At 58.0% G+C, this 14,544-nt stretch carries 21 protein-coding genes; 14 read left to right on the top strand and 7 right to left on the bottom strand.

Annotated features, from left to right (window positions below; all coding sequences use genetic code 11):
- Nucleotides 1-47: 47 nt before the first annotated feature.
- Nucleotides 48-515 (top strand): sulfur oxidation c-type cytochrome SoxX, encoded by a 468-nt coding sequence (soxX, locus tag VSS37_RS20390; RefSeq protein WP_324698205.1) that lies wholly within the window; start codon nucleotides 48-50, stop codon nucleotides 513-515.
- The gene (gene soxA / locus VSS37_RS20385) at nucleotides 512-1,285 is read left to right on the top strand and encodes a sulfur oxidation c-type cytochrome SoxA (RefSeq protein WP_324698204.1); all 774 of its coding nucleotides are present in this window, start codon (nucleotides 512-514) and stop codon (nucleotides 1,283-1,285) included. Before soxX ends, soxA begins: the two co-directional genes overlap by 4 nt.
- Before the next feature lie 21 nt (nucleotides 1,286-1,306).
- On the opposite strand, the gene VSS37_RS20380 is transcribed toward soxA, so the two are convergent.
- Nucleotides 1,307-1,624, bottom strand: coding sequence for a hypothetical protein (locus VSS37_RS20380; RefSeq protein WP_324698202.1), 318 nt, complete (start codon nucleotides 1,622-1,624; stop codon nucleotides 1,307-1,309).
- A gap of 96 nt (nucleotides 1,625-1,720) precedes the next feature.
- On the opposite strand from VSS37_RS20380, the gene VSS37_RS20375 reads away from it, so the two are divergent.
- Complete coding sequence (locus VSS37_RS20375; RefSeq protein WP_324698201.1) at nucleotides 1,721-2,389, top strand: Fe2+-dependent dioxygenase; 669 nt, start codon at nucleotides 1,721-1,723, stop codon at nucleotides 2,387-2,389.
- A gap of 127 nt (nucleotides 2,390-2,516) precedes the next feature.
- Nucleotides 2,517-3,578, top strand: a complete 1,062-nt coding sequence (locus tag VSS37_RS20370) for a hypothetical protein (RefSeq protein WP_324698199.1) — start codon at nucleotides 2,517-2,519, stop codon at nucleotides 3,576-3,578.
- An 82-nt stretch (nucleotides 3,579-3,660) separates the two neighbouring features.
- Here the strand turns inward: VSS37_RS20370 and VSS37_RS20365 are convergent, their stop codons facing one another.
- The 6 genes from VSS37_RS20365 to VSS37_RS20340 all read right to left on the bottom strand — a co-directional run bounded on the left by VSS37_RS20365 (nucleotide 3,661) and on the right by VSS37_RS20340 (nucleotide 7,196).
- On the bottom strand, nucleotides 3,661-3,852 hold the full coding sequence (locus VSS37_RS20365; protein ID WP_324698198.1) for a hypothetical protein: 192 nt from the start codon (nucleotides 3,850-3,852) through the stop codon (nucleotides 3,661-3,663).
- Nucleotides 3,853-3,937: 85 nt separating this feature from the next.
- Nucleotides 3,938-4,279 (bottom strand): TusE/DsrC/DsvC family sulfur relay protein, encoded by a 342-nt coding sequence (locus VSS37_RS20360; protein WP_324698197.1) that lies wholly within the window; start codon nucleotides 4,277-4,279, stop codon nucleotides 3,938-3,940.
- A gap of 121 nt (nucleotides 4,280-4,400) precedes the next feature.
- Nucleotides 4,401-5,090: a type I-MYXAN CRISPR-associated protein Cas6/Cmx6 gene (gene cas6, locus VSS37_RS20355; protein WP_324698196.1), complete on the bottom strand. Its 690-nt coding sequence runs from the start codon at nucleotides 5,088-5,090 to the stop codon at nucleotides 4,401-4,403.
- A 4-nt stretch (nucleotides 5,091-5,094) separates the two neighbouring features.
- Nucleotides 5,095-5,292, bottom strand: a complete 198-nt coding sequence (locus VSS37_RS20350) for a hypothetical protein (RefSeq protein ID WP_324698194.1) — start codon at nucleotides 5,290-5,292, stop codon at nucleotides 5,095-5,097.
- Nucleotides 5,293-5,386: 94 nt separating this feature from the next.
- Nucleotides 5,387-6,385, bottom strand: coding sequence for a hypothetical protein (locus VSS37_RS20345; RefSeq protein WP_324698193.1), 999 nt, complete (start codon nucleotides 6,383-6,385; stop codon nucleotides 5,387-5,389).
- Between the two features lie 37 nt (nucleotides 6,386-6,422).
- Nucleotides 6,423-7,196, bottom strand: coding sequence for a glycosyltransferase (locus VSS37_RS20340; protein ID WP_324698192.1), 774 nt, complete (start codon nucleotides 7,194-7,196; stop codon nucleotides 6,423-6,425).
- Nucleotides 7,197-7,336: 140 nt separating this feature from the next.
- Here VSS37_RS20340 and VSS37_RS20335 point away from each other — a divergent pair, with 140 nt between their 5' ends.
- From VSS37_RS20335 to ccmI, 10 genes are all read left to right on the top strand, one after another.
- Nucleotides 7,337-7,504, top strand: a complete 168-nt coding sequence (locus VSS37_RS20335; protein ID WP_324698191.1) for a hypothetical protein — start codon at nucleotides 7,337-7,339, stop codon at nucleotides 7,502-7,504.
- Nucleotides 7,505-7,589: 85 nt separating this feature from the next.
- Nucleotides 7,590-8,246: a cytochrome c biogenesis heme-transporting ATPase CcmA gene (gene ccmA, locus VSS37_RS20330; RefSeq protein ID WP_324698190.1), complete on the top strand. Its 657-nt coding sequence runs from the start codon at nucleotides 7,590-7,592 to the stop codon at nucleotides 8,244-8,246.
- Nucleotides 8,240-8,908: a heme exporter protein CcmB gene (ccmB, locus tag VSS37_RS20325; RefSeq protein WP_445971502.1), complete on the top strand. Its 669-nt coding sequence runs from the start codon at nucleotides 8,240-8,242 to the stop codon at nucleotides 8,906-8,908. Before ccmA ends, ccmB begins: the two co-directional genes overlap by 7 nt.
- A 28-nt stretch (nucleotides 8,909-8,936) precedes the next feature.
- On the top strand, nucleotides 8,937-9,680 hold the full coding sequence (gene ccsA / locus VSS37_RS20320; RefSeq protein ID WP_324698188.1) for a cytochrome c biogenesis protein CcsA: 744 nt from the start codon (nucleotides 8,937-8,939) through the stop codon (nucleotides 9,678-9,680).
- Nucleotides 9,677-9,856 (top strand): heme exporter protein CcmD, encoded by a 180-nt coding sequence (gene ccmD, locus VSS37_RS20315; RefSeq protein ID WP_324698187.1) that lies wholly within the window; start codon nucleotides 9,677-9,679, stop codon nucleotides 9,854-9,856. Before ccsA ends, ccmD begins: the two co-directional genes overlap by 4 nt.
- The gene (gene ccmE, locus VSS37_RS20310; RefSeq protein ID WP_324698185.1) at nucleotides 9,853-10,290 is read left to right on the top strand and encodes a cytochrome c maturation protein CcmE; all 438 of its coding nucleotides are present in this window, start codon (nucleotides 9,853-9,855) and stop codon (nucleotides 10,288-10,290) included. Before ccmD ends, ccmE begins: the two co-directional genes overlap by 4 nt.
- Nucleotides 10,287-12,245 carry a heme lyase CcmF/NrfE family subunit gene (locus VSS37_RS20305; protein ID WP_324698184.1) on the top strand — a complete coding sequence of 653 codons (1,959 nt, stop codon included), beginning with the start codon at nucleotides 10,287-10,289 and terminating at the stop codon, nucleotides 12,243-12,245. Before ccmE ends, VSS37_RS20305 begins: the two co-directional genes overlap by 4 nt.
- A 2-nt stretch (nucleotides 12,246-12,247) precedes the next feature.
- Entirely contained in the window at nucleotides 12,248-12,778 is a 531-nt protein-coding gene (locus tag VSS37_RS20300; protein ID WP_324698182.1) for a DsbE family thiol:disulfide interchange protein, read from the top strand.
- A gap of 1 nt (nucleotide 12,779) precedes the next feature.
- Complete coding sequence (locus VSS37_RS20295; protein ID WP_324698180.1) at nucleotides 12,780-13,253, top strand: cytochrome c-type biogenesis protein; 474 nt, start codon at nucleotides 12,780-12,782, stop codon at nucleotides 13,251-13,253.
- On the top strand, nucleotides 13,250-14,116 hold the full coding sequence (gene ccmI, locus VSS37_RS20290; RefSeq protein ID WP_324698178.1) for a c-type cytochrome biogenesis protein CcmI: 867 nt from the start codon (nucleotides 13,250-13,252) through the stop codon (nucleotides 14,114-14,116). Before VSS37_RS20295 ends, ccmI begins: the two co-directional genes overlap by 4 nt.
- The last annotated feature ends 428 nt before the right edge of the window (nucleotides 14,117-14,544 follow it).

Genomic DNA, 14,544 nt, shown 5'->3' with positions numbered 1-14,544 from the left:
TTCGTGAGCTATACCAATGGCTGCTTCATTTTGCTTGGGAGGAGAAAATGAAAACTGTAAGCACGTTGTTATGTCTGTTGTGTGTGTCTGTGCCGGTGCTGGCGTCTGATGACGCAGCAGTTCCACCACCTGAACCCTACTGCCAGTGGGAAATGGTCAATTATTCCATCCCCGAGCCTTTGTGCGGCTTAAAAGGCGATGCGGCAAATGGGCAGAAAGTGGTGCTGGATAGCGCCCGTGGCAATTGTCTTGCCTGCCACCAGTTGCCGGTTGATGGGGTGGAAGCTTACGGCACGATTGCCCCGCCACTGGCTGGCATCGCCAACCGTCTCGGCGAAGCCCAACTGCGTTTGCGGGTGGTGGATTCGCGCCATCTCAACCCAAATTCGATCATGCCAGGTTTTTACCGTGACCCCAGCCTGATCAACCGCCCTGCTGCAAAGTATGCAGGCAGAACCTTCCTTTCGGCACAAAATGTCGAAGATGTCATCGCTTATCTGGAAACACTGAAATGATTAAGTTGACTGCGCGTGCATGGGCTGGCGGGCTTATCTTAGTGCTGGCCAGTGTGGTGGGGGCTGACCAGGCCATTAAATCGGGTTACGAATACATCAAGCCTGAAACGCAGTTGATGCAGGATGATGATATTGAGAATCCCGGTTTTATTGCGGTGGAAGAAGGGCGGGAGCTGTTCAACCGGATGCCGGATTCTGGCAAATCCTGCGCCAGTTGCCATGGGGAGGGCGGGGCGAAACTGGATGTGAAAAATCTTGCCCGCTACCCGGTTTATGACAAGGCATTGGGCGGCATCGTGCGGCTTGAAGACCGCATCCGCAATTGCGAGGAGAAACAGGCCAATACCGAAGCTTTACCGTATTACGATCACAATTTGTTGGCGCTGGAAACGTTCGTGCGGAATCTTGCCAAGGAAGAGCCGGTCAATGTGCAAACGGATGGGGAAATGGAGCCATTGCTGAAAAAAGGCGATGAGATTTACCACACCCGCTATGGCCTGATTGATATGTCCTGCGCGCATTGCCATGACATGTATCCGGGGCAATACATCCGTGGCCAACGCATCAGCCAGGGGAAGGGGAATGGTTTTCCTGCTTACCGCTTGGATACCGGGGAGATGGCCAATCTTGACCTGCGCATCAAGCAGTGCCTGACCCTGATGCGGGCTGAACCGTTTGCCCCGGATGCCGAAGAAAGCAAGTTGCTGGAAACGTACATCATGGCGCACTCCAACGGCCTCAAGATTGAGACACCGGCAGTGCGTTACTGAGTTTGCTTGTCTGGGCAGGGCCTATAGCAGCTCGTGCCCGGTCATGTCCCCTTCGATATTCATGTGGACTGCATGGATGTGCGGCATGCGTTTGAGGATGTAGGCCGCCATCAGCGTGCCGCTTTTCTGGTTGCCGTTGGAAAGGGCGGTGAGGATTTTATCCGCCACGATTTGGCAACGTTGTTCCTGGGTAGGTTGGTCCACCCACAGACGGCTCATTTGATAGCCGCGATCCAGGTCACTGTCGATTTTGGCGAAAAAATCTTCGCCTTCATCCAGAATAAATTGAGGTACGTCAATATCGCGTGTGGTGCCGTTGATTTGTATCCGTAATTGCATCAGTCTTTACCTATGGCCGTGTGAGGGCAGGTTACCGGATTCAGCGCCGGAGCGGAACCACGCCGGTAATTTGTCAGGAAATAGCGAGGGAGCGGCATGTTGTTAGTGATCAGGAATGTACTTGACCCGCAGCGTTTGCAGGAGGTTCAGGAGTTGCTGGCGACTGGAGAATTCGTGGATGGGCGCTTTTCTGCTGGCACCGAAGCGGCGAAAGTGAAGCACAATCAGGAGCTTTCCCTCAACAGCCCATTGCACCGCCGCCTGAACGCCATGGTCATGGGGCCGTTGGTGCAGCATCCCGAGTATCAGGCGGCGGTGTTGCCGCTGCGGGTCGCCACGGCGTTTTACGCCCGTTATACGCCCGGCATGACCTACGGTTTCCATGTCGATGATCCGGTGATGGGGCCGATGTCGGGACGTTACCGCACCGATGTTTCCACGACCGTTTTTCTTAATGACGACTATGAGGGTGGCGAAATTGTCATCCGTACCGCTTATGGCGAGGAAAAAATCCGTGGGCAGGCGGGCGATGTGGTTGTTTATGATTCCGGAAGCTGGCATAAGGTGGCGGAGGTCACCCAGGGAGTGCGCTTGGTGGCGGTTACCTGGGCGCAAAGCCTGGTGAAAGACCCTTATCAGCGGGAACTGCTTTATCAGCTGGCGAAGGCGCGCGAGGGCGTTTTCGAAAAGCTGCCCCAATCCGAAGAAGCCGCAAGCATCAGCACGGTGCACATCAACCTGCTGCGGATGTGGAGCGAAGTGTAATTTTTTGCAATAAAAACCACTGAGCAGGAAATTCCTTTTTTTTGTCCGGGATTTCCTTTGCAACAATATTGCTTTGACGCAAAACAGGGATGTTGGGATTTCAGCATGCTGGTACAAGGAGTTTTGCATGGCGCAACTGGTAATCAAGCGGGCATCGTGGTGGGAGTCAAATAGCGCCAAGCAGGCGATGGTATGGACTCCGATTGCCACCCTGCAAATGGGGACGCTGGTCGGATTGGGCTATTTTCACCACCGTCTGGATGACCTGGAAACCCGGACGGAAAGCTTGGTCAGTTTGGATGCCGCCATTAACCAGTCGGCGCGTGCGGTGCTGCGTCAGGAGGACAGGCCAGCCGCCGCCTTGGCTGTGCAGGAACGTGCTTTACCCAAACCTGCCCCTGTCAGCTTGCAGGTCATGCTGAACCATCCTGAAACGCTCAACACTATGTCGGCTGGCGAAGATTTTTCCGGGTCAGTGCTGGCGATGGTTGGCCGGGCAGGGTATGCGCCAGAGAGTGCGGCACCAATCGGACAGGTTGCATCAGGCAGGACATCGGTCACTTTGGCCGCGCCACCATCTGGACAGCCGATAAAACCTGTTGCCAGTAAAAAAACAGTGCCCGCTGCCGCTGTACAGCACGCTTCAGCGAAAAGGGAGGTGGGTCAGCCGGTGGCAAAAACTGTCCGGATGCCCCATTTGGCCAGTAGCACCCGTGAAGCGGCTTATGCAGAGTTGGAAGCCGCCCGCACTGCGGCTGCCAATCGGATGGGGCTGCATGTGGACGAGGCTTTACTCCTCCCTGCCCAATTCCCGGATAAATCTCTGGATGCAATAGCGCCACCTGCTCCGATTGTGACAGAGGATGCGTCACCGCTTGCATTGCCATCGATGGGTGGCAAACCATTGCCAGTAGGCTCCGTTGTGTGGATTTATCTGGGCGAACGGCGTGACTATGGTTGGTATGGGCAGCGTTTGCACATTTCCCCCGACAGCGGTTTGCCGGAGGTGGGGAAAAGCTACCACACGCAGGAGGTGCACGGCATTTATGACCGGCCACATGGCGACCGCGCCATGGGAGGTTTTCAGCAGGGCGATCTGGTGACGATCCTGAATGTGTTGCATGAGGCCAATAATGGCGTGTGGGCCAAAGTGCAAAAGGCGCAATCTGTCGGGCGGACTAACCATTAGGTGCTAGGCGGCATAATGACAGACATGAAAAAGCCGCTGGATAGCGGCTTTTTCATAGGTAAACTTGTGTGTGGCGGCTTGCTTATTTCCAGAAATTGGCTTCTTTGGAAGCGATTTCACGGACTTCCGCCGCCAGTTCCTGATAACGTTCACGGTAGGTTTTCCATTCGCCAACGTAATATTCTTCTGCGTCGAATGCGCCAGATTGCTCATGGGTGATGAATTTTTTCTGCATTTCCAGCATTTCGCTAATCAGCTCTTGCTTTCTGCTCATTGTCCGATGCCTCTCTAAAATAACCAAATCCTGTCGGCAGGATAAACGGGGTAGGGTGAAGGGGGAATACCCCCTTTCGGATAGGTCAGTAGCCGCCTTTGCGGTTGGTGGCGGGCAGTCCAGCGACTTTCAAGCCCTGTTTGCTGGGCGCACGCGGGAACAGGTCATACATATCCTTGCTTTTCAGTTTGACGCCCCATTTTTCTTCCATGGCTTTGGTGATGGCGCGCTCCATCGGCTGATTGCCGTTGTTGTTGATGTACTCATCACGCAGGTATTCGATCACATCCCAATGCCTGTCTGTCAGTTGGCCTATACCTTCCTCATCCGCAATTAGCTGGGCGATTTCTTTGTTCCAGTCATTTAGATTGACCAGATAACCTGTGTCAGTCGTTTCGGCGGTTTGACCATTTACTTCGTAAGCCATTGTTCCCTTCCTCAAAACTTTAAATAAACGGGGTTATTTTCAGCGAAATGCCTGACCGCAGGATTATACGGCAAGCAGTTGGCGCTCCCATTCCTCAAAAGGGATACGTGGAAATGGGCAGTTATTCCGTTGGTTTTAGGGTTTTGATGCTTTTGTGCGGCAGGAACAGCCCGCAACCCAGTTTACGCCCTCCACCCAAGCCGTATTGTTGCAGACGGATGGAGGGGGCGCTGTCCAGGTCAGCGACCATCAAGTGGCGGGTGAATAAAACGCCATCCGGGGTATTGATGGCATTGCTCTTGCCACACATCATTTTCTTGACTTTGACGTCAGTGGTTGTATGGATTTCTTTGGCCATGCGTTGCAGGAAATCAGGCTCTTGCTCTTCCGCGTCCGACAAAACATAGCGTGCGAAAATGACCGCAGCGTTGAGCAGGGGCTTTTCTTTGGCGTCGCCCACCGTTAATGGGTAACCGTCGATGTCCAGCGTTTTGCCGGTCAGTTTTTGGGTGTCTGCAAGGCGCTGCTTGGGAATGCGCAACGCCATGCGGGTACGGCGGGAGGGCAGCAACATCTGGTGCTCGGCATCATCCGGGCGCAACCAGCCGTTGCCGCTTTCAGCAACGTGGATGGTGTGGATGCCTGTGGCACTTTCCTCATGAAACCAGGGCAAGGCTGAACGGATGGCCTGTGAGAGCGCCCAGGCATGGTCCAACGGCAAGCGCTTGCACTGGATGCTGAAGCTCAGGTCAAGGATGTCATCAGGTGCCTGATAGGGAAGGGTCTTGTCTTCGTCTTCCTGCCAGAACATGGGCTCACCTCGCGGATGAAAAGGCGATTTCCAACTGCTCATACCAGTCGTCTGGCCGGTCAGCGTAGCCGGGTGGTTCAATGTCGATCTGGAAAAAGATCGAGCCGGTTTCCAGCGCGCGTTTCTGTAGGGTGGTTTTCAAGTCTGCAAAGGTGGATATTTCTTCCCCTTCCGCCATCAGTATCTGGCTCAGTGTCAGCATGGGTATCCTTGTGGTGTGATGTTGTGGGTTTGCAAGGCATTTTAATGGTTTTAGGGCGTCTTATGTACATCCCTCAGTGGAGGCGGTGATTTGGCTATAGGTGGAAGGCCAGCCAAGCCACGGTGAAACCGATCAGGCCACCGGACAGGAATGGGTGGTTGGTCAGCCATAATAAGCCGTGCGACAGCAGGCGGGCGATCATCAGCACGCCGGTCAGGATGCGGGGCTGGTCAGCGGGTTGCGTCCAGTCAAGCCGGAGCAGGGGTTCCATGAAACCTTGGGCGACGCATCCTTCCAGGCTGAAGATGTGAAGATCCCGGCAGTGGCGCGCCGCCAGCCTTAAGTCTTGGGACAGTTCTTCCCAACTCAGGGGCGCTTTATGGCTCATGCCTTCGATTTCCACGCCGCCGCCGGTGATGCCGACGGCCACAGCGTCAGCCTGACAGGCGTAATTGCACAAAACCGCGACGCCATAAGGCCGGAAAAAACTGGAATACAGCATCAGCACCCGTTTGTCGGCAGGAACTTCCGTCACGCCCAACAAGCGGCTCAAGGTGCAGGAACCCGCCCGCCGGTCATCTTCCATGAACAGGAACTCATAACTGTGGACGGCATGACCATCACGCTGGATTCGGGTGATCAGCGAGTGGTAAATCCTGCTGGCCTCATCATAGTGTTGACGTTTGCTGATACGCCTGAACAAGCTGGGCAATACCCGCAAGGGGCGCTTCAGCAGATCCTGAAATTCTGTGATGTCGGGTTCTATGTCGACGCCAATGGCAGCCCATTGCAGATCGTGTTGCTTTGTCCAGACGAGAAATTCATCATACCCTGCCACCGCCTGATGGGCGTTGTGGATATTGTACCAATAGCCTTGCTCCATCGGCAGTAATTGCCAGGCAATGACCGGAACGCCGCTGGCGTTCAGGCGGCGCACGAGCATGGCCCGCTCTGCCGTAAAGTCCCGGATGGCCAGGCTTATTTGAGCTTGCATCGCCTGTAGTTGGGAAATGAGTTGCGGCTGATCAAACAGTCTTGTCAGCTCATCAGCATGCAGTTCACAAAAAAACGTCAGGCGAGGTGTCTGGGTCATGCAACGGATATTACCCGGATTTTCCCCGCCATCGCCATCATTTGGGCTTGCGTTGCGCGTACCAGAAGCCGCATTCGTCCTTGTTGCGCAGTTTGCGCTGTGTGTTCCACAACAGGTGGGCATTGCTCAACGCCATGCCCAGCCCGCCGAAACGGCCAAACTTGCGGCTGGAGGTGATGATCCGGTGGCCTGGATGGAATTTGATGATACGCCATTGTTTCTGCTGCTTTCTGGCTTCTTCCTTGAGACGGCGGGCCAGTGAAAATTCTTCGGCGGCGTATAGCGTTTCATCAAAACCGCCTACGCGCAAAAACGCTTCCCGGTCACAATACAGGAATGGCCCAACCGTCACATTGCCCAGCGCCAGCAGCATATTGACGCCGTATTTGAACAGCCAGGCGCTGCCGCCCGCTAGGTCGGGTTCTGTCCATGCGCCGCCGCCGATCACCTTGCCGTCAGCCATGTTGGTGGCCACCTTGTCGAGAATATCCCCTTCCAGCAAGGTGTCGGCGTCCACGAATACCAAGCATTGCCCCCGGGCGGCCTGCGCTCCGGCGTTACGGGCACGGGCTATTTGGTTTTTGGCTTCAAAGATCACCTTGGCGCCTGATGCCGTTGCGATGGCCCTGGTCTGGTCAGTGGAGTTATTGTCGACAACAATAATTTCACTTTCCCCTTCGTAACGCCGGGTTGCGGCAAAGGCGGCGGCAAGGGTGGGCGCGATGTAGGCTTCCTCGTTATAGGCTGGGATGATGATGGAAAGTATGGGTTTGTCTTTGGTTGATAGCATTTTATTGTAAATTGTTGACATCCTGAGCACCTGCAGGATTGAAGTTAATAATTTATTATATTAGACTAATCTAATAGAAAAACAATTTAATTTATTAATAAAAATAGTTGAGCATATCCGTTAGGAAGGCCGAGTATTGTTTGATTAAGGAGTAGACTAGCATGACTGCTATCATCATCGGTTCTTTCATTGTTGTGAGTGTGGCTATTGCGTTCATTATGGACACGCGCCGCATCAACCGCAAACTGGCGACATACTACAAAGAACAAAAAAATATTGATGGTCACCCGTTAGGCCGTTTCCGTTTTCCACACAACCGTCCCCGCTAATCTGGTTTCGCCACAAGGGAAGTGGCAGGAGCGTTTTCCGTGACAGGAAAGGGCAGGGTGCGCTGTTTGTTGCTACTATCCCTCCATGGTGTTACAAGCGCGCGATCTATCCTGCCGCCGAGGAGAGCGGTTGCTGTTCGGCAAGGTGTCGTTTGACCTGCCGGAAGGCGGCGTATTGCTGGTGGAAGGCCGTAACGGCTGCGGCAAGACCACCCTGCTCAGGACGCTGGCTTCCCTGCGGCAGCCGGAAAGCGGCGTTCTCCTGTGGCGGGGGCAGGCGCTGCTCCGGCAACTCGAGGAATACCGGCGGGATATTGTCTGGCTGGGTCACCACAATGCCCTGAAGGACGACCTCAATGCGCTGGAAAACCTGCATATCGCCAGCGTTTTGCAACATTCCACCAACTGTCGGGCGGATGCGGCCGAAGCGGCGCTGGCGGAGTTGGGTTTGTATGGCTATGAGGATTTGCCCGTCCGTTTTCTGTCGCAAGGGCAGAAGCGGCGGGTTGCGTTGGCCTGGCTGCTGCTGACGCCCGCCCGCCTATGGATCTTGGATGAACCTTTTACTGCTCTGGATGCGGCTGCCGTAGCGCAGCTCCAATCTATCCTGCGTTCCCACCTGCACCGGGGAGGGCTGCTGGCGCTTTCCGCCCACCAGGATGTCGGCCTGGATGGGGAAAACCTGTTCCACCTGCGTCTGGATGACCCTCAATACGCCGCGCCTGTGGAGGATGAATACTGAAAGCCTTTTACACCATTGTCCGGCGCGACCTGCTGCTGGCCCTGCGGCGTAGCGCCGATATTCTGGGCGTCCTGTTCTTTTTCATCATCGTCATCAGCTTGTTCCCCCTGGGGGTCGGCGTGGAAACCGGCCTGCTGCAAAAAATGGCGGGGGGGGTAGTGTGGGTGGCGGCGCTGCTGGCGTCCATGCTGGCAATGGAGCGTCTGTTCGCAGGCGATTACGCGGATGGAACTTTGGAACAAATCTTGCTTGCCTCCCCTCCGTTACCTGTCATCGTACTGGCGAAAGTGACGGCGCACTGGCTGCTGACCGGCCTGCCGATGGCGCTGATCACCCCGTTGGCGGGGCTGCAATACCATTTGCCGCTGCCTGCCGTGCAAGGCATGTTGGTGTCCCTGTTGCTGGGGACGCCAGTGTTGAGCCTGCTGGGGGCGCTGGGGGCGGCCCTGACGCTGGGGGTGCGCGGCGGCGGCGTGTTGATCGCCTTGCTGATCCTGCCGTTGAGCGTGCCGGTGCTGGTGTATGGCGCAGGCGGAATAACAGTCTGTCTGGCAGGTGAGGATGCGCAAGCCTATTGGCTGCTGTTGGGCGCATTGCTGTTGCTGGCGGTGCTGTTCATCCCGTGGGTGATCGCCCAAGCGCTACGGATTGCGCTTGAATGAGTGTTGGTTCCAGAAGAGGTGCTTCCGCATGGATGTCCATTGGTTCAGATATGCCTCCCCGGCCACGTTTTATGGTTTGGCGGGGAAACTGGCCCCCTGGTTTGGCTGGGGCGGCGTCCTGCTGATTGCGGTCGGGCTGTATTGGGGGTTCTTCCAGACGCCGGATCTGCTGACCGATCAGAAGCAGTATTACCGCATCCTGTTTGTCCATGTGGGCGCGGCCTGGATGTCGATGTGGCTGTATGTCGTGATGGTGGGCTGGGGGCTGGTTGGGCTGGCGTTCAATACGCGCCTGTCGTTCATGCTGGCGGCGGCGACAGCGCCGACCGGGGCCTTGTTCACCTTCCTTACCTTGTGGAGCGGGGCCTTCTGGGGCAAAACCAGTTGGGGGACATGGTGGGACTGGGACCCGCGCATGACGTCAGAATTGCTGCTGCTGTTCCTTTACGTCGGCTATCTGGCGTTGCAGTCGGCAATCGAGGATGTGCACCGCCGCGACCGTGCGTCAGCGTTGCTGGCGGCGGTGGGGCTGGTGCTGGTTCCGGTCATCTTCTGGTCAATCAACTGCCCTGACCCCAACCAGTGTTCGGCGCTGCATCAACAATCGTCAATGCGGGAAATTGAGCCGAATATCCGCATCGCCTGGCTGGTGACCGCGCTGGGCTTCTGGCTGTACGCGGTGGCGGCGACCTTGTTGCGGGCGCGTAACCTGATCCTCCTGCGCGAAGGCCGGGCGCAATGGGTCAGCAATTTGCAGGAGGTGCGGGCATGATCCAGCCAGCGGAAACATTGATGATGGGCGGTTTCGGCTTTTACATCTGGAGCGCCGTGGGCATGACGCTGGCGGTCTTGCTGGGGGAAGTGCTATGGCTGCGCTGGCGGCGGCAGGCCGTTTTGCGCGAACAAAAACGCTGGCGGCGGCTGGCGAAACACAAGGGGCCTGTATGAAACCACGTCAGCGGCGTTTGCTGTTCGTGGCGCTGGCGGTGGCGGGCGTGGCGCTCGCCGCCGTCATGGTCACGCGCGCCTTGCAAAGCAATCTTACCTACTACTATACGCCGACCCAGGTCGCCAACCATGAAGCCCCGCAGGGACGCCTGTTCCGGGTGGGGGGCTTGGTGAAAAAGGGCAGCCTGACCCGCAAGGATAATGTCGGCGTGGAATTCACGGTGACGGATCTGCATACCGATCTGGCCATCCATTACCAGGGCATCCTGCCTGATTTGTTCAAGGAAGAAGGCGGCGCAGTGGTCAGGGGCCGTCTGGATGGCTCCGGGCGGTTTGTGGCGGAGGAAGTCATGGCCAAACACGATGCGAGCTACGTTCCGCCGGAAGTCGCCGCCACTTTGAAACAGACAACGCCAGGAGCAACACCGCCATGATTCCCGAACTGGGTCATTTTTCCCTGATACTGGCGCTGGTGATGGCGGCATTGCTGGGCGGCGTTCCGCTGTACGGCAGCTTTCACGGGCAGTCCCGGTTGGTGGCGTTGGCGAAACCGGCGGCGCTGGCGATGTGGGCGTATACGTTCACCGCTTATGCCTGCCTCACCTATGCCTTTGTTACGGATGACTTTTCCGTGCGTTATGTGGTGGAAACCTCCAGTGCGCAATTGCCGCTGTTCTACAAGGTGACGGGGGTGTGGGGCGCGCATGAGGGGTCGCTGCTGCTGTGGGTGATGGCGCTGGCAAGCTGGAGCGTGGCGGTGAGCGTGTTCGGGGGTGGGGTTCCCACGCAGGTGCTGGCGCGGGTGTTGAGCGTCATGGGGCTGATCGGGGCCGGGTTCCTGCTGTTTATCCTGCTGACCTCGAATCCATTTGAGCGTGTGCCGATGCAGCCGGAGGGGCGCGACCTGAACCCGCTGCTACAGGATTTCGGGCTCGCCGTGCACCCCCCGATGCTGTACATGGGCTACGTGGGGTTTTCGGTCGCCTTCGCCTTCGCCATCGCCGCCATGCTGGGGGGCAGGCTGGATGCGGCCTGGGTGCGCTGGGCGCGTCCCTGGACCAATGTCGCCTGGGTGTTCCTGACCATGGGCATCGCCGGGGGCAGTTGGTGGGCCTACTATGAGCTGGGCTGGGGCGGTTGGTGGTTCTGGGATCCGGTGGAAAATGCATCGCTGATGCCATGGCTGTTGGGAACCGCCCTGCTGCATTCACTGGCGGTCAGCGAGAAGCGTGGGCTGTTCAAAGCCTGGACGGTGTTGCTGGCGATCGGCGCATTTTCCTTTAGCCTGCTGGGAACGTTTCTGGTTCGTTCCGGGGTGCTGACATCCGTCCATGCGTTCGCCAGCGACCCCGGTAGGGGCGTCTTTATCCTGTTGTTCCTGGCGACGGTGGTGGGTTCATCCTTGCTGCTGTTCGGCATCCGCGCGCCTAGGCTGGCGACCACCGGAAGCTTCTCCCTGTTGTCGCGTGAAACCGGCCTGTTCGCCAATAACCTCATTCTGCTGGTGATGGCGTTTGCGGTGCTGCTGGGGACCTTGTTCCCGCTGTTGAGCGACGCGCTGGCGCTGGGGAAAATTTCGGTCGGGCCGCCGTATTTCAATACCGTCATGACGCCCTTGATGGCGGCGTTGGCGGTGGCGATGGGGGCTGGGCTGGCGTTGCGTTGGCGGCAGGATCAGGCGCGGCGGTTGGCGCGGGTGCTGGGGTTGCCGCTGGCGGTGGCGCTGCTGACGGCGGTGTTGGCTCCCTGGGCGTTTGGGGCGGGTTTGCCGGGTCTGGCGGTGCTGGGGCTGGCGATGGCCGGTTGGATCGCCTTTGGCTCCATTGCCTGGGCCGTGCGGCTGCGCAAAGCGCCGTGGCGTTGGTCGGGGGCCAATTGGGGAGCGCTGCTGGGGCATCTGGGGCTGGCAGTCACCCTGACTGGCGTTACGCTGGTGTCGGTTTACAGTCAGGCCGCCGATGTCAGGCTGGAGCCGGGGCAAAGCCATACGCTGGCGGGTTATGCCTTCACCTTGCAAGGCGTTGAACAGACTCAGGGCGACAATTATCAGGCGTATCGCGGCACCATGCAGGTGACTCGCGGACAGGATAGGATCGCTGTCCTACACCCGGAAAAACGTGTCTACAACGTTGAATCCATGCCGACGACCGAGGCTGGAATTGACCCCGGCCTGTTCCGGGATCTGTTCGTGGCGCTGGGCGAGCCGTTGGGCGAACAGGGCGGCTGGAGCGTGCGCATTCAATACAAGCCGTTTGTCCGCTGGCTGTGGCTGGGCGGCCTGCTGATGGCGTTGGGCGGCGCTGCGGGGGCGTTGGACAAACGTTACCGCCGGTTGCGCCAGACCGGCGACGTGGTGCCACCGAGCGCTGCCCTGGCGCAAGGAGCATGAACATGCGTTACGCCGTACCCCTGGGGATATTTGTGTTGCTGCTGGGGCTGTTGTGGGCCGGTCTGGGCATGAACCCACGCGAGATTCCTTCGCCGCTGCTTGGCCGCCCAGCCCCGGCTTTCAGGCTGCCTGCGCTGGCGGGACAGGGTGCCCAGGTGGCTCCTGCGGACATGCTGGGCAAGGTGTGGGTGCTGAATGTCTGGGCGTCCTGGTGTTCCGCCTGCCGCAGCGAGCATCAGGTGCTGGTGGATTTGGCGAAGCGTTCACAGGTGCTGTTGCTGGGCCTGAACTACAAGGATCAGCCCGCCGACGCTGGTGAATGGCTGGCGCAATTTGGCAATCCGTATGCCGCTGTGGCGCTTGATGCTGACGGCAGGGCGGGGATCGACTGGGGCGTGTATGGCGTGCCGGAAAGCTTTGTGGTTGATCAGCGGGGCGTTGTCCGGCGCAAATTTACCGGCCCGCTGACGGCGGAGACGGTTTCCGGGGAGCTGTTGCCCCTGTTGGAAAAACTGCGTGCGGAGGGAGGCTGAGATGCGCGGAAATAACTGGAGCCGTTGGTTGCTGCTTATGTGCCTGTGGGCGGGCGCGGGTTATGGCCAGACGGCGATTGAAGTCCGCCAGTTCAGCAGTCCGCAGCAACAGGCGCTGTACGAAGGCCTGCTGACGGAGCTGCGTTGCCTGGTCTGCCAGAATGAAAACTTGGCGGATTCGAATGCTGAACTGGCCGGGGATTTGCGTAATGAGGTGTATGCAATGGTTACGCAGCAAGGCTTGGATGAACAGGCGGTCAAAACGTTTCTGGTGCAGCGTTACGGTAATTTCGTGCTGTACCGTCCGCCGGTGCAGGCCTCCACTTGGCTGCTGTGGGGCGGGCCTTTCGTGATGTTGCTGGTGGGGGGCGTGGCGTTATGGCGGGTCGCCCGTCAGGGCCGCGCTGTGGGGCCGGTGGAGGATGACTTGTCGCAGCGGCTTGCCGCCCGCCGTTTGTTGGAGGATGAGGAATGATCACTTTTTGGGTGTTGGCTGCGGGTTTGACCCTGCTGGGCGTGGCGCTGTTGCTGCCTGCGTTGTTGCGTCCTGGGGTTGGGCCGGAAGATGGGCGGCGGGCGCAGAATATTGCCATCGCCCGGCAGCATAAGGCGGAGCTGGAAGCCGAATACCGGCTGGGCGGGTTGGATGCGACAAGCCATGAGGCGGCGCTGGCGGAGCTGGAGCGGGGTTTGTATGAGGATACCCGGCCAGATGAGGCGGTGGCGCAGCCGCAAGCAGCCGCAAAGGGAATGGCGCTGTTGCTTGCCCTGCTGACGCCGTTGCTGGCGTTTGGCCTGTATGGCGCGCTGGGTTCCCCTGCTGCGGTTCCGGAGTCTTCCGTGCAGCCGAACGCCATGCCTGAAGCCCACCTGGACGCCCATATGGGTGAGGGGGCGGCGCCGGATATGGGCAAGATGCTGGCTGGTTTGGAGGAGCGCCTCAAGGCTGCGCCGCACGATGTGGACGGCTGGTTGATGCTGGGGCGCAGTTATGTCGTGCTGGGGCGGTATCCCGACGCAATCCGGGGCTATGAACGGGCGGCGCAGCTTAACCCGGATGAACCGGCTGTGCTGTTCGCCTGGGCGGATACGTTGGCCGCCAGCCAGCAAGGCAGCTTTCAGGGCAAGGCGCTGGAACTGCTGACCCAGGGTCTGGCGCTGGATCCCCGTAATCCGATGGGGCTATGGCTGGCGGCTTCCGCCGCGATGCAGACAGGTAACGCTGCCCAAGCGATCCATTACTGGAACACGTTATTGCCTTTGCTGCCTGAAGGTTCGCCTGAACTGGATGAAATCCGGACGTTGGTCCGGCAGGCGGGGGGGACGCCCGTCCGCTGATTTCCCCCATTCCCGGATGGCGGTGTCACCGCTGTCAGTGTCTCGTAAGGCCTGTGCAGAAACAGGCCTTTCTTTTGTCCATTTCCCCCTGCTTTTCCATCAAAGAATCCTCCTCACTTTCTAGGAGCCTTTGTCATGACAGTTTGTCATGCTTGCTGATGAGATGTCATGTCATGTTTTCATCTGCGTTGCAACATAGTGTTTGATCCAACGGTCGCTTTTGATGATGGGGGATGGCTGGTGGCGGTTTCCCGCTAGCTTTTATTTGCTTAACGCCAATTTAACGGTTGGCTCAATCTTTGCATAACAGTTTCAAGAATATTAAATAAATACATTCAAGATAATTATTTCATAGAGATATGCCAAAGGAGGAGGAGCCTTTATATGGCAAGAGTCGTTATTTTAGGTGCCGGTATTGCTGGACATAC

Origin of the sequence: Candidatus Thiothrix phosphatis (assembly GCF_035668035.1) — a bacterium.
Lineage (GTDB): Bacteria > Pseudomonadota > Gammaproteobacteria > Thiotrichales > Thiotrichaceae > Thiothrix > Thiothrix phosphatis.
The sequence above is the reverse complement of the archived record's forward strand: the minus strand, read 5'-3'. Positions and strand labels throughout refer to the sequence as shown.

What these genes read in the sequence shown, in the direction of transcription:
- VSS37_RS20340 (WP_324698192.1), bottom strand. Translation starts at nt 7,196, where the DNA reads ATGTCAACAATTTACAATAAAATGCTATCAACCAAAGACAAACCCATA.
- VSS37_RS20360 (WP_324698197.1), bottom strand. Translation starts at nt 4,279, where the DNA reads ATGGCTTACGAAGTAAATGGTCAAACCGCCGAAACGACTGACACAGGT.
- VSS37_RS20350 (WP_324698194.1), bottom strand. Translation starts at nt 5,292, where the DNA reads ATGCTGACACTGAGCCAGATACTGATGGCGGAAGGGGAAGAAATATCC.
- VSS37_RS20335 (WP_324698191.1), top strand. Translation starts at nt 7,337, where the DNA reads ATGACTGCTATCATCATCGGTTCTTTCATTGTTGTGAGTGTGGCTATT.
- VSS37_RS20375 (WP_324698201.1), top strand. Translation starts at nt 1,721, where the DNA reads ATGTTGTTAGTGATCAGGAATGTACTTGACCCGCAGCGTTTGCAGGAG.
- cas6 (WP_324698196.1), bottom strand. Translation starts at nt 5,090, where the DNA reads ATGTTCTGGCAGGAAGACGAAGACAAGACCCTTCCCTATCAGGCACCT.
- ccmD (WP_324698187.1), top strand. Translation starts at nt 9,677, where the DNA reads ATGATCCAGCCAGCGGAAACATTGATGATGGGCGGTTTCGGCTTTTAC.
- VSS37_RS20365 (WP_324698198.1), bottom strand. Translation starts at nt 3,852, where the DNA reads ATGAGCAGAAAGCAAGAGCTGATTAGCGAAATGCTGGAAATGCAGAAA.
- VSS37_RS20305 (WP_324698184.1), top strand. Translation starts at nt 10,287, where the DNA reads ATGATTCCCGAACTGGGTCATTTTTCCCTGATACTGGCGCTGGTGATG.
- VSS37_RS20295 (WP_324698180.1), top strand. Translation starts at nt 12,780, where the DNA reads ATGCGCGGAAATAACTGGAGCCGTTGGTTGCTGCTTATGTGCCTGTGG.
- ccsA (WP_324698188.1), top strand. Translation starts at nt 8,937, where the DNA reads ATGGATGTCCATTGGTTCAGATATGCCTCCCCGGCCACGTTTTATGGT.
- ccmA (WP_324698190.1), top strand. Translation starts at nt 7,590, where the DNA reads ATGGTGTTACAAGCGCGCGATCTATCCTGCCGCCGAGGAGAGCGGTTG.
- VSS37_RS20300 (WP_324698182.1), top strand. Translation starts at nt 12,248, where the DNA reads ATGCGTTACGCCGTACCCCTGGGGATATTTGTGTTGCTGCTGGGGCTG.
- VSS37_RS20345 (WP_324698193.1), bottom strand. Translation starts at nt 6,385, where the DNA reads ATGACCCAGACACCTCGCCTGACGTTTTTTTGTGAACTGCATGCTGAT.
- VSS37_RS20380 (WP_324698202.1), bottom strand. Translation starts at nt 1,624, where the DNA reads ATGCAATTACGGATACAAATCAACGGCACCACACGCGATATTGACGTA.
- ccmI (WP_324698178.1), top strand. Translation starts at nt 13,250, where the DNA reads ATGATCACTTTTTGGGTGTTGGCTGCGGGTTTGACCCTGCTGGGCGTG.
- soxX (WP_324698205.1), top strand. Translation starts at nt 48, where the DNA reads ATGAAAACTGTAAGCACGTTGTTATGTCTGTTGTGTGTGTCTGTGCCG.
- ccmE (WP_324698185.1), top strand. Translation starts at nt 9,853, where the DNA reads ATGAAACCACGTCAGCGGCGTTTGCTGTTCGTGGCGCTGGCGGTGGCG.
- VSS37_RS20370 (WP_324698199.1), top strand. Translation starts at nt 2,517, where the DNA reads ATGGCGCAACTGGTAATCAAGCGGGCATCGTGGTGGGAGTCAAATAGC.
- soxA (WP_324698204.1), top strand. Translation starts at nt 512, where the DNA reads ATGATTAAGTTGACTGCGCGTGCATGGGCTGGCGGGCTTATCTTAGTG.